This is a genomic window from Micromonospora sp. NPDC000442 (genome assembly GCF_042898635.1).
Classification (GTDB): Bacteria; Actinomycetota; Actinomycetes; order Mycobacteriales; family Micromonosporaceae; genus Micromonospora.
The window spans coordinates 485,087-500,871 of the sequence record NZ_JBIAYZ010000001.1 but is presented as its reverse complement, the minus strand read 5'-3'; the positions used below and the strand labels follow the sequence as shown (position 1 = coordinate 500,871).

Annotated in this window: 8 protein-coding genes, 2 tRNA genes and 2 pseudogenes; 8 read left to right on the top strand and 4 right to left on the bottom strand. The window is 69.4% G+C overall.

From position 1 onward, the window contains the following. The first annotated feature begins 308 nt into the window (after window positions 1-308). From gyrB to ACFY2A_RS02395, 7 genes and pseudogenes are all read left to right on the top strand, one after another. Window positions 309-2,255: a DNA topoisomerase (ATP-hydrolyzing) subunit B gene (gene gyrB / locus ACFY2A_RS02425; protein WP_363921073.1), complete on the top strand. Its 1,947-nt coding sequence runs from the start codon at window positions 309-311 to the stop codon at window positions 2,253-2,255. Between the two features lie 132 nt (window positions 2,256-2,387). After that, a complete protein-coding gene (gene gyrA, locus ACFY2A_RS02420; protein WP_363921075.1) occupies window positions 2,388-4,907 on the top strand; it encodes a DNA gyrase subunit A in 2,520 nt (839 codons plus the stop codon). A gap of 4 nt (window positions 4,908-4,911) precedes the next feature. After that, window positions 4,912-5,128 (top strand): annotated as a pseudogene (locus ACFY2A_RS02415) (DUF3566 domain-containing protein); the annotation flags it as partial. Between the two features lie 140 nt (window positions 5,129-5,268). Further along, window positions 5,269-5,823: pseudogene (locus tag ACFY2A_RS02410) on the top strand (DUF3566 domain-containing protein); the annotation flags it as partial. A 383-nt stretch (window positions 5,824-6,206) separates the two neighbouring features. Next, window positions 6,207-6,280 (top strand) — tRNA-Ile (locus ACFY2A_RS02405). Between the two features lie 44 nt (window positions 6,281-6,324). Then, a complete protein-coding gene (locus ACFY2A_RS02400) occupies window positions 6,325-6,453 on the top strand; it encodes a DLW-39 family protein (protein WP_013730703.1) in 129 nt (42 codons plus the stop codon). Between the two features lie 37 nt (window positions 6,454-6,490). Next, window positions 6,491-6,563 (top strand) — tRNA-Ala (locus ACFY2A_RS02395). A gap of 108 nt (window positions 6,564-6,671) precedes the next feature. Here the strand turns inward: ACFY2A_RS02395 and ACFY2A_RS02390 are convergent. Genes ACFY2A_RS02390 through ACFY2A_RS02380 form a run of 3 tightly spaced genes read right to left on the bottom strand, consistent with a single transcriptional unit; the run spans window position 6,672 to window position 9,970 of the window. Continuing rightward, entirely contained in the window at window positions 6,672-7,352 is a 681-nt protein-coding gene (locus ACFY2A_RS02390; RefSeq protein WP_387167369.1) for a hypothetical protein, read from the bottom strand. Between the two features lie 16 nt (window positions 7,353-7,368). Beyond that, window positions 7,369-7,683 carry a hypothetical protein gene (locus tag ACFY2A_RS02385; RefSeq protein WP_387167366.1) on the bottom strand — a complete coding sequence of 105 codons (315 nt, stop codon included), beginning with the start codon at window positions 7,681-7,683 and terminating at the stop codon, window positions 7,369-7,371. Window positions 7,684-7,711: 28 nt separating this feature from the next. After that, window positions 7,712-9,970, bottom strand: a complete 2,259-nt coding sequence (locus tag ACFY2A_RS02380; protein WP_387167362.1) for a glycoside hydrolase domain-containing protein — start codon at window positions 9,968-9,970, stop codon at window positions 7,712-7,714. 226 nt (window positions 9,971-10,196) lie between these two features. Here ACFY2A_RS02380 and ACFY2A_RS02375 point away from each other — a divergent pair, with 226 nt between their 5' ends. Continuing rightward, window positions 10,197-11,159 (top strand): L-threonylcarbamoyladenylate synthase, encoded by a 963-nt coding sequence (locus ACFY2A_RS02375; protein ID WP_387167532.1) that lies wholly within the window; start codon window positions 10,197-10,199, stop codon window positions 11,157-11,159. Window positions 11,160-11,223: 64 nt separating this feature from the next. Here the strand turns inward: ACFY2A_RS02375 and ACFY2A_RS02370 are convergent, their stop codons facing one another. Beyond that, window positions 11,224-15,747 carry an HAD-IC family P-type ATPase gene (locus tag ACFY2A_RS02370; protein WP_387167358.1) on the bottom strand — a complete coding sequence of 1,508 codons (4,524 nt, stop codon included), beginning with the start codon at window positions 15,745-15,747 and terminating at the stop codon, window positions 11,224-11,226. Window positions 15,748-15,785 lie beyond the last annotated feature (38 nt).

Genomic DNA, 15,785 nt, shown 5'->3' with positions numbered 1-15,785 from the left:
CGCTACGGAGATCTGAGCCGCTGCGAAGGGGTGCCGAGTGGTGGTTCTATCGCCCGCGCACAGTAAGATTGGCGTGAGACGAAGACCCGGTGCGGAGTGACGGGTCACGGGTCCGGTGCGGGCCCGCGATCATCCGTCCGACTCGGGTCGAGCCGATCGCGATCCGCGGGCAACCGCGGCGACCGGCGCGTTCGACCCGTACCCCGGAGTTGTCCCCGGTGCCGGTCCGCGTGCCGACGTCGCGTCTGTCCGCCGAACCCGCGTTCGACGTGCCCTACGGCGCGCCGGGCGCGAGAAAGTGGCCGAGGGTGGCAGCGCAGGAAAATCAGCAGTACGGCGCCGAGTCGATCACCGTCCTCGAAGGGCTGGAGGCGGTCCGCAAGCGGCCCGGCATGTACATCGGGTCCACCGGCGAACGCGGCCTGCACCACCTCGTGTGGGAGGTCGTCGACAACGCGGTGGACGAGGCGATGGCCGGCTACTGCGACACCATCGACGTGGTGCTGCTCGCTGACGGCGGCGTCCGGGTCACCGACAACGGCCGGGGCTTCCCGGTCGACCTGCATCCCAAGCTCAAGAAGCCGGGCGTCGAGGTGGCGCTGACCGTTCTGCACGCGGGCGGCAAGTTCGACGGCAAGGCGTACGCGGTCTCCGGCGGCCTGCACGGCGTCGGCGTCAGCGTGGTGAACGCCCTCTCCACGAAGATGGCGGTGGAGATTCACAAGACCGGCTTCGTCTGGCGGCAGGAGTACCACCACTCCAAGCCGACCGAGCTACTCAAGGGCGAGACCACCGACCGCACCGGTTCGGCGGTCTCCTTCTGGCCGGACCCGGACGTCTTCGAGACCGTCGACTTCGACCTCCAAACGATCTACCGCCGGCTCCAGGAGATGGCCTTCCTGACCCGGGGCCTCACCATCCACCTGCTGGACGAGCGGGTCGCGGAGGGTGAAGAAGGCAAGCTGCGCGAGGTCACCTTCAAGTACGACGGCGGTATCGCCGACTTCGTCCGCCACCTCAACGCCTCGAAGACCCCGATCCACAAGACGGTGATCGAGTTCGGTTCCGAGGAGGAGGGCATGGCGCTCGAGATCGCCATGCAGTGGAACGAGTCGTACGGCGAGTCGGTCTACACCTTCGCCAACAACATCAACACGCACGAGGGCGGCACCCACGAGGAGGGCTTCCGGGCCGCGCTGACCAGCGTCGTCAACCGCTACGGCACGGACAAGAAGCTGCTCAAGGGCGACGAGAAGCTCTCCGGCGAGGACATCCGCGAGGGCCTGGCCGCAATCATCTCGGTGAAGCTGACCAACCCGCAGTTCGAGGGTCAGACCAAGACCAAGCTCGGCAACACGCCGGTGAAGAGCTTCGTGCAGCGGGTCTGCAACGACCGGCTGGTCGACTGGCTGGACCGCAACCCCGCCGAGGCAAAGATCATCATTACCAAGGCATCCCAGGCGGCCCGCGCCCGGATCGCCGCCCAGCAGGCCCGCAAGTTGGCCCGGCGCAAGTCGCTGCTGGAATCCGGCTCGATGCCGGGCAAGCTGGCCGACTGCCAGTCCACCGACCCGCGCGAGTCCGAGGTGTTCATCGTCGAGGGCGACTCGGCCGGCGGCTCGGCCAAGCAGGGCCGCGACCCGCGTACCCAGGCGATCCTGCCGATCCGCGGCAAGATCCTCAACGTGGAGAAGGCCCGGATCGACCGGGTGCTGAAGAACAACGAGGTGCAGGCGCTGATCACCGCGCTGGGCACCGGCATCCACGACGACTTCGACATCGAGAAGCTGCGGTACCACAAGATCGTGCTGATGGCCGACGCCGACGTCGACGGCCAGCACATCCAGACGCTGCTGCTCACCCTGCTGTTCCGCTTCATGCGCCCACTGGTGGAACTGGGCCACGTCTACCTGGCCGCCCCGCCGCTCTACAAGATCAAGTGGAACCGGAAGGGCGACGACGCGCAGTACGCGTACTCCGACCGGGAGCGCGACGGGCTGATCGCGCTGCGCCAGCAGAAGAAGCCGAACGCCAAGCCGGACGACATCCAGCGGTTCAAGGGTCTCGGCGAGATGAACTACCCGGAGCTGTGGGAGACCACGATGAACCCGGCCACCCGTACGCTGCGCCAGGTGACCCTGGACGACGCGGCAACCGCCGACGAGCTGTTCAGCGTGTTGATGGGTGAGGACGTGGAGGCGCGCCGCTCGTTCATCCAGCGCAACGCCAAGGACGTTCGCTTCCTGGACATCTGACGGGCATGGCAGCCGGACCGGATCGCCACCACCGGCCCGGCTGCCAGTCCACAGAGTTATCCACAGCTTGGCCGGTATCCACAGCCGTTATCCACAGCGCAAAAGCGACACTCAGTCTGATAAGGGTTAACAGTGACCGATTCCCCCGAGTCCACACCGAACGAGCCCGAGGTCCCCGAGGCGCTGGCCGCCGTCGTCTCGCACGACCGGATCGAGCCCGTCGGGCTCGAGGTGGAGATGCAGCGCTCCTACCTCGACTACGCGATGAGCGTCATCGTCGGGCGGGCGCTGCCGGACGTCCGGGACGGGCTCAAGCCGGTCCACCGCAAGATCCTGTACGCCATGTTCGACTCCGGCTACCGGCCGGACCGCGGCTACGTGAAGTGCTCCCGGGTCGTCGGCGACGTGATGGGCCAGTTCCACCCGCACGGCGACTCGGCCATCTACGACGCCCTGGTCCGGATGGCCCAGCCCTGGTCGCTGCGCTACCCCCTGGTCGACGGCAACGGCAACTTCGGCTCGCCCGGAAATGATCCGGCTGCGGCGATGCGCTACACCGAGTGCAAGCTCGACCCCCTCGCCATGGAGATGCTGCGGGACATCGACGAGGACACCGTCGACCTGCAGGACAACTACGACGGTCGGGCCAAGGAACCGACGATCCTGCCGTCGCGGATCCCGAACCTGCTGATCAACGGCTCCGAGGGCATCGCGGTCGGCATGGCCACCAAGATCCCGCCGCACAACCTGCGCGAGATCGGCGCGGCCGTGCAGTGGTGCCTGGAGCACCCGGAGGCCGACGAGGCCGACACCCTCGAAGCACTGTTGGAGATCGTCAAGGGCCCGGACTTCCCCACCCACGGTCTGATCGTCGGCCACTCGGGCATCCAGGACGCGTACCGCACGGGTCGTGGCTCGATCCGGATGCGTGCCGTGGTCGAGGTGGAGGAGGACAAGCGGGGTCGGCCGGCGCTTGTCGTCAGCGAGCTGCCCTACCAGGTGAACCCGGACAACCTGGCCGAGCGGATCGCCGAGCTGATCAAGGAGGGCAAGCTCGGCGGGATCGCCGACATCCGCGACGAGTCCTCCGGGCGTACCGGCATGCGGATCGTGCTGGTGCTCAAGCGCGACGCGGTCGCGAAGGTGGTGCTGAACAACCTCTACAAGCACACCCAGCTTCAGGAGACCTTCGGCGCGAACATGCTGGCGCTTGTCGACGGGGTGCCGCGCACGCTGAACCTGGCGCAGTTCATCCGCTACTACGTCGAGCACCAGATCGAGGTGATCCGACGGCGGACGGCGTTCCGGCTGCGTAAGGCGGAGGAGCGGGCGCACATCCTGCGCGGTCTGTCCAAGGCGCTGGACGCGCTCGACGAGGTCATCGCCCTGATCCGGCGCTCGCCCACGGTGGAGGACGCTCGGCAGGGTCTGATCCGGCTGCTGGAGATCGACGAGATCCAGGCCACCGCGATCCTGGACATGCAGCTGCGCCGGCTCGCCGCGCTGGAGCGGCAGCGGATCCTCGACGACCTGGCCAAGCTGGAAGTGGAGATCGCCGACCTCAAGGACATCCTCGCCAAGCCGGAACGGCAGCGTCGGATCGTCTCGGAGGAGTTGGGGGAGATCGTCGCCAAGTGGGGCGACGAACGACGCACCAAGATTGTCCCGTTCGACGGTGAGGTCTCGATGGAGGACCTCATCGCGCGGGAGGACGTGGTCGTCACGATCACCCGGACCGGGTACGCAAAGCGGACCAAGGTCGATCTCTATCGTTCGCAGCGGCGGGGCGGTAAGGGCGTCAGTGGCGCCACGCTGCGGCAGGACGACATCGTCAGCCACTTCTTCGTCTGCTCGACGCACGACTGGATGCTGTTCTTCACGAACAAGGGGCGGGTGTACCGGGCCAAGGCGTACGAGCTTCCGGAGGCCAGTAGGGTGGCCAAGGGCCAGCACGTGGCCAACCTGCTCGCCTTCCAACCGGACGAGCAGATCGCACAGATCATCGAGATTCCGAATTACCAGGTAGCTCCCTACCTGGTCCTGGCGACGAAGAACGGCCTGGTGAAGAAGACGCGGCTTGAGGAGTTCGACTCCAACCGGTCCGGCGGCATCATCGCGATCAACCTGCGCGATGAGGACGAGCTGGTCGGTGCTGCGCTCGTCGGCCCCGCCGACGACCTGCTGCTGGTCTCGAAGAACGCCCAGGCGATCCGGTTCAACGCCACGGACGAGGCGCTGCGCCCGATGGGTCGGGCGACCTCCGGCGTGATCGGCATGCGCTTCAGCGAGGAAGATGTGCTGTTGGCCATGGAGGTCGTCCGGGAGGGTTTGGACGTTCTGGTGGCCACGAACGGCGGATACGCGAAACGTACCCCGATCGAGGAATACCCGGTGCAGGGCCGGGGAGGTAAGGGTGTGCTGACTGCGAAGATCACCGAGCGACGCGGTGGTCTGGTCGGCGCTGTCGTGATCGACCCGGACGATGAGCTGTTCGCTATCACCAGCAACGGTGGCGTCATCCGGACTCCGGTGAAGCCTGTACGCCGTACGCGTGACCGGAACACAATGGGGGTCAAGCTGATGGACCTTCCGGACGGCGTGACTATCGTGGCGATTGCTCGCAATGCCGACGAGCCTGACGAACAGGACTAGTTGAATGACGGAGACACAGGCGAAGTCGGGGAACGCGGGGACCTCGGCCAACCCGGTCGACGAGGAGGCCGCGAAGAGCGGCACGCCAACGACCGGCCGCGCGGCCGTGGGCCGGGCCACCGTCCCTGCCGATGCGCCTGCCCCGAAATTCACCCGGGCTCCCGGTATGGCCCCACCACCCGACAAGCCGACAGATGCACCGGAGGGCGACGCCGCCGAGGAGAAGGTGACCGAGGGTGGCAGCACCACGGAGGCCACCACGACCTCGGTCAGCAAGCCGTCCCCCACCCAGTCGACGGCCGCCTCTGTGGGCAAGCCCTCTGCGGGTGCCACCGGGATCCTGCCGACGGCCAGCACCAGCACGACCGGTACCCAGCCCCGGGTGACCGGGGTCGGTCCGAAGCCGGACCCGACCCGGTCGTTCGGGCTCGGCCGACCGGCGAACGGTGGTGGGTTGCCCCCGGGGGTCAGCACGGCGGTGGGTGCCGCGCGGGTCGGTGAGGCGGTACGCGCGGCGCGTACGTCGGTGAGCTCGGCTGCGTCGCGCGGGCCGCGCCGGGCCCGGCTGAACCTCAAGCGGATCGACCCGTGGTCGGTGATGAAGTTCGCTTTCGCGGTGTCGGTGGTGCTGTTCATCGTCATCGTCGTGGCGACCTCGGTGCTGTACCTGGCGCTGGACGCGATGGGCGTGTTCACCAGCGTGAACGACAGCCTCGGTGACCTGGTCAACGCGGGTGGTGGGCAGAGTACGGACGGCTTCCAGATCACCGCACGCGGTGTGATCTTCAGTTCGGCGTTGATCGGCCTGGTCAACGTCGTGCTGTTCACCGCGCTGGCCACCCTCGGGGCGTTCGTCTACAACGTCTGCGCCGATCTGGTGGGCGGCATCGAGTTGACCCTCGCCGAGCGGGACTGACTCCGATCTCCGACGCCGGTCCGCACCACCGCGAAAGGTGATCCGGACCGGCGTCGTCGTATGCCCGGGGTAGGCAGCTGCGCCGGCCCGGGATGCCGCACGGGGGCGTCTCCCGGCGGCCGGGTCCCGCAGGATGCGGCATGCGGGCCTCTCCGGCCGCCAGGCTGGCGCGGGATGCGGCATACCGGCGTTTTCAGCGGCCGGGTAGGCGCGGGATGCCGCATCCGGTGGGATGCTTCGTCGGGGCGGTGGCAGGGGCAGTAACCTGGTGTACCCGCAACCGCTACTCGGGTAGGTTCAGGGGGCGACGCGGGGTGGCTGGCGGGCCTGGCCCCGATTTGGGGGCCGCTGGGCGGATGGGTTAACCTTGCTCGTCGCTACGCGGGGCTATAGCTCAGTCGGTTAGAGCGCAGAGCTGATAACTCTGAGGTCGCTGGTTCGATTCCAGCTAGCCCCACCGCACATGGTCCGACGGCACGTCGAGCGTGAGGGGCAGCCCCGATGTTCAAGAAGCTGTTGATCCTGGTCGGTGTCGTCGGCGTGGCCGCGGTGGTGGCCAAGAAGATGAAGGAAGCCAACGACGAGCGCGCTCTCTGGCACGAGGCGACCACCTCGCCGGATCTGCGCTGACGGCGTCCGTTCCGACCTGCGGCGACAGCGCAGCCACGGGGCCCTAGCTCAACTGGCAGAGCACTGCCTTTGCAAGGCAGGGGTTAGGGGTTCGAGTCCCCTGGGCTCCACAATTCGCACCGTTGTGCCAAACGTGGATGGGCCGGCTGGGTTCTCAGCCGGCCCATCGTTGTCATTGGGGATCGACCGCCATCCCACCCGCCGCTACGACGAGCGAGCTAGCGGCGTTGCCGGTGAGCCAGTTTGGCCGCGCGGGCACGCCGGGAGCGGGACAGCACGTCCACACCGATGCCCGCGCCTTCGCCGGGCGACGCCTCCCATCCGCGGAGCTTGTCACCGATGGCTTTGACCCGCTCGTCGAGGGGGCCGGCCGCGATGTAGAACAGCGACTCGTCCACCTCACGGTCGTCGCCGCCCCAGCGCACCAGGCCTTCGCAGTCGGCGAGGATGTCCCGCAGCACCAACTCCTGCAAGGGGAAGAAGCCGCCCCTGGCGCGGGCGCCGGGTCGGATCCGTACCGCGGTGCCGGAGGCCAGGTTGGACTCGGGGCTGTGCTTGCGGACCTTTTCGGCCGGGGTCCAGCCGACCAGGTCGTTCGGCCGGATCTCCTCGATCTCGTAGTGGAATCGGCGAATCGTGTGAAGCAGGATCGCTTCGACGTCCCCGATCCACACCGGCACGCGCAGCCCGGTGCCGGCCACCGTCCGGGTCCACACCTGCGAATCGAGATCCGCGTTGACCTGGATGGTCCACCCGTTCTGCGAGGTCGCCGGCCGCTTCTGCTTGCGGACCTCACGGGCCGACGCGGGGGCGGCGGGCAGAACGGAACTGGCGGCGGCGGCCGCGCCTGTGACGGCGGCGGTTCGGAGAACGGTTCGCCGAGTCAACCGGTAGTTCATGATGTTGCCTTCCGGGTCATCGAAGCAGAATGAGGCAGAACGGCACCAGGGACGCGGCCACGCAGGCGGGCCAGTAGCGGGATCCCGAGACGGCCACCCGGCTGCGAATCCACAGGTTGACCAGGCCCCAGATCGAGGCGAACCCGCCGAACGTCACGGCGGCCAGGAGCCACCAGATCAGCATCCCATCGTTCTCGGTCGGTTCCGGCCGCGTCCATCCGAGGGTGGCCAGCGGCCCGTTGGACAGCGCGTACCAGATCAGGAACAACGGCACGACGGCCAAGACCCCCAGGAGAAGGTTCACACTGACCGCTACAAGGAGTCTTCGCATGTGCCCGATTCTTCGTCATCGATTCTCGCTAGGCGCCACGGGAGAGCCTGTTGTAATTCTCGAGGACGTTGTACAGGCCGGTCAGCTCGCGTCCGTACTGCTCGATCTTGTCTTTGTTGCTCACGGTCTTGTCACCGTTGTAGCGCTCCAGGATGAGCTGGATGTCGGTCATGCTCGTGGTTAGCGACGGGCGGGCGAGCCCGACCTGATGCGCGTTGTAGATCGTCACGTAGGCCGCCGTCGGGATGTTGTAGTGCGGGTCCTGGAGGCGATCCCACACCGCGCGCCGGTCGTTGCTCAGGTTCAGCGGCGTGCCGTTGATGATGCCCTGTTCGATGCAGTAGTTGCGGGCCTCGATGGCCACCCAGGCGAAGATCTGCCCGTAGCCGGTGGAGGAGTCGTCCCGCAGCCCGCTGCGCACGAGGTCGTCGATGATCGGATCGGTCGGATTCAGCTTGCGCAGCTCCCACAGGACCGGCGCCTGGATGAGTGCCTTGCGCAGCTTCAGGGCCCGGGCCAGGTTCGTGAACAGCCAGTCGCCCTCCATGATCCGCTCGAACGCATTGGTCGTGGAGATCACGTTCCAGGTGACCCAGTCCCCGTCGAGCGTCCAGCCCTCGCCGCCGGTCTCCGGGACGCCGATCGACGTCAGGTAGGTCTGGACGTCCCTGAGCAGTGCCTCCTGGTACCGCCCCTTGTCGAGGTCCACATCGAGATCGTCGGTGTTGGGCCTTGGCGGGTCGAAATCGCCCTGACCGATGTCGCGACCCGAGGCGATGTTGTTGTCGATCTCGATTCGGCCGCTGCCGGAGCCGATCGTCGTGGTGACGATCTGGTCGTACGCCCAGTTGGTCGGCAGCGGATACCCGAGATTGCCCGAGAACCCGGACGACATGTCGGACACGAACGAGGTGACCGCGTAACCCGCGTCGGAGACTCGCTGGCAGACGTTGCGGGGACCGTAGATGCCCACCCGATAGCCGGAGAGTTCACTGACGGTGCCGTGCACGCCCCGGAAGTACGGCAGGATGTAACTGGTGACCTCGGCATCCATTGCGTCGTAGTCGACCGCGAAGTAGATGGTCGATGCCGCCTTGAAGCCGTGGATCCGGGCCCATTCGATGGCGTTGCTCGCGTCGACGCAGCCGCTGGCGTAACTGAAGTTGGTCGCGTCCCGGCCCCAGGTCTGATAGATCGGGAAACACCGCAGCCCGTACTGCTTGATCGTGGCGAGCTCGCCGGGCTGGATCGCCTTCTCTGGCAGGTCCGTCGAGGACGGGTTGTAGAGGTACCGGCCGATGTACTTGTATCCCGCCGCTTTCAGCGCTACCGCGCGATCCGGCGTGATCTTCGTCACGCCGTCGCAGGCCTCGCCCTTGCGACTCTGGTCGCCGTGGGACACCAGCAGCGACGCCCACGTCTGGAAGTCCCCGGTCCCGGTCACGGGCAGTTTCACGAACGACTGGAATTCGCGCACGGCGGCCTGCACCTCGGAGGTGAAGGCGCCGAACGATACGGGCCGCTTGTTGAGCAGCATCGCCGCGGTGAAGATCTCGGCCCAGGTGCCGGCGGCGCCGAGCGACACCGGATGGGATCTCAGACCGGCCTGCGTGCCGGGCCCGAACACTCCGTTCGCGGTGCCGTCGGCCATGCCCAACTCGTACTGGATCGCCAGCAACATCGACTTCGCGACGTCACGGGAGTGGTGACCGTCGCACGGTATGACGAAGTAGTCTCGGCGGTTGACGTACCGGCCGTTGAGCCACTGCTGGACGGAACGGATCTGGCTCGAGCCGTTGTTGACGGTGACATAGGCGTCCATGTTGAGCAGCGCCTTGACCACCTTGGGTTCGAGGGATCCACCCGGGTAGGCATAGGCGAGTCCCATGTCCTGCTTCAGCCGGATGACCGATTCCTGGACCCGGGCGTTGTAGATGCCGTCGATGCCGCCGCCGTCATAGCCCTTGCAGTACAGGGCCGACTGGAGGATGCAACCGAAGATCCACGACGGAACGGTGGTCGCGTTCAGGCTCGGATACTGGCTCTGCAGCGTCGCCAATGTCGTGGGACCGAAGTTGTCCGACAAGGCGATGAGGCCCATCTCGTACTGCAGCGCCCGGGTCAGGGCGTACATCGTGGGCCATCCGGTGCGGCCGTTTTCCTCCAGCTTCGATATGCCGAGCGTCGCACCGTTGCTGTAGGTGCTGTTGATGAAGCGCTGTGCCCGAAGGACCATCTCGTCAACGTCTGCCATCTGCATCCTTCTTCGAGGGGTGTGCGACAGCATCTGGCCACAATGGAGCCAGGAATCGATCGAGTGATTTCACTGCCGTAAGCGGGACTCTACAATGGAAGAAGGTTTCGCGTTGTCCCGTCAGTCGGGCGTGATTTGCTCCCACGCGCACCTGGAGCATCAGCGGTCACAACGGTGCGACGTGCGTGTCCGGGGAGCGTGGTCCGGCCGACGAGCGACAGGCTAGCGTCGGAGCGTGAGCATCGGAACTCCCCGCGTCCTGCCTGCCGACGGTGACCTCGGCGAGGCGGCTGCCGTCCTGCGTACGGGTGGGTTAGTGGCCTTTCCGACGGAGACCGTCTACGGGCTGGGCGCGAACGCGTTGGACGCGCGGGCGGCGGCCCGGATCTTCGAGGCCAAGCAGCGGCCGAGTTTCGACCCCCTGATCACCCATCTCGCCGATGCGGTGGACCTGGAACCGCTGGTGGGTACGGTGTCGCCGGCCGTGGCGGCGTTGGCTGCCCGGTTCTGGCCGGGACCGTTGACCCTGATCGTGGATCGACCGGCTGAAGTTCCGCCGATTGTCACCTCGGGGCTGGACAGTATGGCCGTACGGGTGCCGGACCACGAGCACGCCCGCCGGTTGATCGCCGCTGCCGGGGTCCCGGTGGCCGCGCCGAGCGCGAACCGGTTCGGTCAGCTCAGTCCCACCCGTGCGGAACACGTGGTACGCGGGCTGGGTGCGGCTGTGGACGTGGTGCTCGACGGCGGGCCGACCCGCTGTGGGATCGAGTCGACGATCGTGGACGCCCGGGGGGACCATCCCGTGGTGTTGCGGCTCGGTGCGTTGCCGGTCGAGGAGTTGGAGAAGGTTACTGGCCCGGTGACGGTGCGGCCGGGTAGCTCGGGGCAGCCGGTCGCGCCGGGCACGTTGGCCGCGCACTACGCGCCGCGTACGCCGTTACGGCTGGTCTCCAGCGCGGAGTCGGCGGGTGCCGGCGGGGCGGGGCGGGGATACCTGGCGTTCCGGGACCGGCCGGCGGGCGGCTGGGCGGCGGTGGAGGTGCTCTCCGCCTCCGGTGACCTGACCGAGGCGGCGGCCCGCCTCTTCGAGGCGCTGCATCGACTGGACGCCGTCGGGGTTACCGAGATCGTCGCGGAGCCGGTACCCGACGCGGGCGTGGGGCGGGCCGTCAACGACCGCCTGCGCCGCGCCGCCGCCACCTGGCATCCCGCCCCCTGACGCCGCATCTGCACCCCTCGGCGCCGCCGGTGGCTGGCGACGACGGTGACGGACCTGGCGATGGTTACGCACCGAAGGCAGAGACGCGTCCGGCCCGACCACGTCCGGTCCGGCCATCATCGGCCGGACCAGGTCCAGCCTGCCCGGCTTCCCGGCCGCCGTCGGCCCGCTCGGTCGCCTGCTCGCCTTCGGAGCGCTGGTCGTCGGCCCGCTCGCCGTCACCCGGGAATCGCGCGACGAGCCGGGTGAGAGCGCCGTTGGCGAGGGTGGCGCCGAGCGCGGATCCGGTGGCGATGGTCCAGCCGACCGGCCCCAGCGGGGTGCAGCCGAAGAACTGACTGAGCCCGGGGGTCTGCACGACCGCGGCCAGCACGCCGAAGGACGCGGCGGTGGAGGCGAGCACGGTCGGGCTGGTGCCGCCGGCCAGCACGGTCTGGCCGAGTTGGGTACCGACCAGGGAGACCAGGGCGACGGTGCCGGCGCGTCGCTGGGTGCCGGTGTAGCGGGCCAGCGTCCAGCCGGTGGTCGCACCGAGGGTGGTGGCGGCGGCGCGCAGGCCGATCTCCCGGGCCATGGTCTGGCCGAGTGAGCTGTCCGGGCCCTCGCGGAGCAGCCCGTCTGCGTGGTCGCCGCCGGGTGGCCGTACGGCGATGGCCAGCGCGGGTGCCATGTCGGTGAGCAGGTTGACAAGCAGCAGTTGGCGACCGTTGAGCGCGGCCCGGCCGGTGGCGGCGGCGGTCAGCACGCTGAACGCGATCTCGCCGAGGTTGCCACCGACGAGGATGCTGAGCGCGTGGCGGACCGAGGACCACATCGCTCGGCCTTCGACCAGGGTGGCGATGATGGTCTCCAGCCGGTCGTCGGTGACCACCAGGTCGGCTGCGGCGCGCGCCGCCGGGGTGCCCCGTTGACCGAGGGCGATGCCCACGTCGGCCAGCCGGATGGCGGGTGCGTCGTTGGCGCCGTCACCGGTCATCGCGACGGTGCGCCCGCACTCTTGCAGCGCCTGGATGATGCGGACCTTGTGCGCCGGGGTGCAGCGGGCCACCACGTCGGTGCCGGCCAGCCGCTCGGCGAGGGCGGTGTCGTCGAGTTGGTCGAGTTCGGTGGCGGTGACCACCCGCTGGGCGTCTCCGTCGCTGATGGTGGCGGCGATCGCTTCGGCGGTTGCCGGATGGTCGCCGGTGATCATGATCGTGTGCACCCCCGCCTGACGGATCCGGCGGACGGCCGGCGCGGCACTGGCACGTACCCCGTCGGCGATGGCCAGGAAGCCGGTGAACACCAGCCCGCGTACGCCCTCGTCGGTGATGTCGGGGTCGGCGACGGTGCACTCGGCGACGGCGAGGATCCGGTGTCCCGCGCCGGCCCGTTCGCCGAGCAGCCGGTGCAGTTCGGCCCGGCCCGCGTCGTCGAGCGGCTCGTCGCGTCCGGCGACGCGGTTCGCGGCGCAGCGGGGTAGCACCGCCTCCGGTGCGCCCTTCACGCTGAGCAGCAACCCACCGTCGATTTCGCCGACGCTTGCGTGGTACCCGCGCGACGGTTCGAACGGTAGACCGCCAGCGGCCCGCCAGCCGGGTGCCCCGTCCTGTTCGGTGACACCGGCGGCGCGGGCACCCCGCAACACCGCCCGGTCGGTCTGCATGGAGAGTTCCTCTGGGTCGTCGGCGGCCGGGGTGGCGCGCAGCGCCGCCGCCAGGGTGCGTCGCAGCCGGTCGTCGAGTTGCTCAAGCGGGGCGTACGAGTCGGCGTCACCCATTCCGGCCAGCATCAGGTGTCCCTCGGTGAGGGTGCCGGTCTTGTCGAAGCAGAGCACGTCGACCCGGCCCAGTGCCTCAATGGTGCGTGGGTTACGGACCAGCGCACCGTGCTCGGCGAGCCGTCGGGCGGCGGCCAGTTGGGCGGCGCTCACCAGGAACGGCAGCCCCTCGGGCACCGAGGCGACGGCCAGGTTCGCGGCGGTCGCGGCCGTCTGGGCCAGCGGTACGCCCCGCAGCAGCCCGGCACCGGCCACCGCGACCGCCGATCCGGCGGCCATCGGGATCGCGGCGCGGGTCAGCTTGCCCAGGCGGGCCTCCACCCCGCTGACCGGTGGTGCCTGCCCGGCCAGCGCGAGACTGCGCCCGGCCTCGGTGGCGGCGCCGGTGGCCACGACCACGGCATCGCCACGCCCGGCGGCGATGCTGGTCCCCTCGTAGACCATGGAGGAGCGCTCGGCCACGGCGGCGGCGACCACCGGTTGGTCGGTCTTGGTGACCGGCAGCGACTCGCCGGTCAGAGAGGACTCGTCGGCTTCCAGCCCGACGGATGTCAACACCCGGCAGTCGGCCGGTACCGCGTCGCCGGATTCGAGCACGATCACGTCGCCGGGGACGAGGTCGTCGGCGGGTACCACCCGTTCGACACCGTCGCGGCGGACCCGGGCGGTCACCGCCGAGCGGGACAGCAGCTGGGCCAGCGACTTCTCGGTGTTGCGCTGATGTACCGCGCCGACCAGCGCGGACGCTCCGACGACGCCGCCGACGAGGGCGGCGTCGACAAGCGAACCGAAGCTTGCCGAGAGCACCGCCCCGGCCGCGAGCACCGGGGTGAGCGGGTTGGCGAGTTCGTCGACGAAGGCGCGGAGCAGCCCGCCCGGGCCAGCGGCCTCACCTGGACGGTTGGCGTGTCGTCGCTGCGCCTCGGTCTCGGTCAGCCCGTTGTGGTCCGTGCCGAGCTGGTCGATGACGGTGGGCACCGGCATCAGATGCCAGGCGGTGATCGCGGGCGCGGGGGCGGCGGTCGTTTCGGTCAGCCGGCCGGCCCGCCAGACACCGTGGGCGAAGGCCAGCGCCGCCGCGCCGTTCACCGAGGCGAGGGTACGGCCGGGCAGCAGGGCCGGGTCGGCGGTGAAGGCGCCGAGTGCGCCGAGGCCGGTGCCGGCCAGTCCGATGCGCAGGTTCTGCGCGGTCATCCGCCGGGCCACCCCGGCCGCTTCGATGATCAGGGCGACGACCCGCAGGTCGGTGCCGACCAGCAGGTGCGCCCCCCACGGCGGCGGATCGTCCTGGTCGGTGAGGCCCAGTCCGCAGTCCGCGGCGGCGAGCGCGGAACGGTCGCCGGAGACGAGCATCACCACCGCGCCCTCCCGTTGCAGGGTGCGTACCGACTCGGTGAGCTGGTCGTCGCCGGCCATCAGCGTGTCCGCCGACGCGTGTCGCTGCGGGTGGCCGCCGGCCACGACGAGCCGCAGGCCGGCCTGCCGGGCGACGGCCGGCAGGGCTTCGACGCCGGGTGCCGGCTCGGGTTCGACTCGCAGTACGGCCGCGAGGGCGTCGGCCCGGGCCAGGCCGAGCAGGGTTCCGCCGCGTTCGCGTAGCCGTCGGCTGTCGTCGGTGTCGCCGGGGTCTCGCACGTCGAGCCGGTCCAGCGGGCCGAGCCGCCAACCGTCGAGCTGGTGTACCTCATTCGGTGCGGTCGGTTCGAAGAGGGTGAACGCCCGGGCGGCGACCTGGGACGTGTCGACACCCGGCAGCGGGGCCAGGTCGGCCAGGACACCCCGATCGGAGCCGAGGATCCGGGCGTCCAGCACCAGCGTGTCGATGCGGTCGAGTTCGCGGAGCACGCTGCGGTCCATCGCGATGACGCCGCGTCGGGCGAGGATCCGGCCGAGTTGGGCCGCGTACCCCTCGCGTCCGCTGCCCGGCGCCTTGGGCAGCGCGGAAAGGCCCAGAGCGGCGGCCCGTTTCGGGCCGACCACGGGCGTCGCCGCGGCGAAGGCCGCCGCGCCACTGGCGAGCATCCGGTTGATGTACCGCTCGACGGAGCCGTCGGGTTTCGGGCAGGGCCGCTCGAAGGCGGGGGTACGGGCGACGGCGCGATCCGGCTCGCCGGTGAGCCGCGGTTCGGCCTTCTCCCAGGCGCGAAGCTGGGCCAGCCCTTCACCCCACTGGACTATCCGCTGTGCGCCGTCGAGCACTATCCCCGTCCAGCCGCCGGTGAGGCCCTGCACCACCGCCTCGGCGAGTGGAAAGAGAACCTCGGCGCGGGGGTCGCGGCGTAGTCCCAGACCGGCGAGGGCGTGCAGCTTCGGGTGCAGGTCGATGGCGCTGAGCAGTCCGGAGACCTCACCGGGAACCGGGGTGACGGGCAGGATCCGGGTGGCTGCCGAGATGGTCAGGCCGAGCGCGTCGGAGGCGAGGGCGCCGAGGGTACGCGGGGTGCGTGGTCCCTCCTCGGGTGGGTGCGGCGGCGGGATCTCCGGATCCGGTTCGTGTGGGCAGGTGCGTTCGACCCGGGCGATGGTGGCGACCAGTTCGCGTACCTTGGGTCCCGGTGTGTCGACCGCGACGACCACCCGTCCGGAGGGCGCGTTGACCCGCGCCCAGTTGACCCCCGGCATTCGTTCCAGCGCCGTCTCGACCTGGCGGGCGAGAGTGTCGCCGCCGTCCTGGCAGACGCCGTGGACCTCGATGTGGTGCCGGCCTGGGCGGGACCACACCCGCCGGCTGGTCAGCCCGGCCGCCCGGGCGAGCCGGGTCGCGGTGGCACCGGCGCGGCGGGAGGCGGCTTCCACCACCGGAGGTACTCCGACGGCGCCAAACCGCATTTTGCCTCCCACCGTTCGTGCCCGGCGGCCTGGCTTCC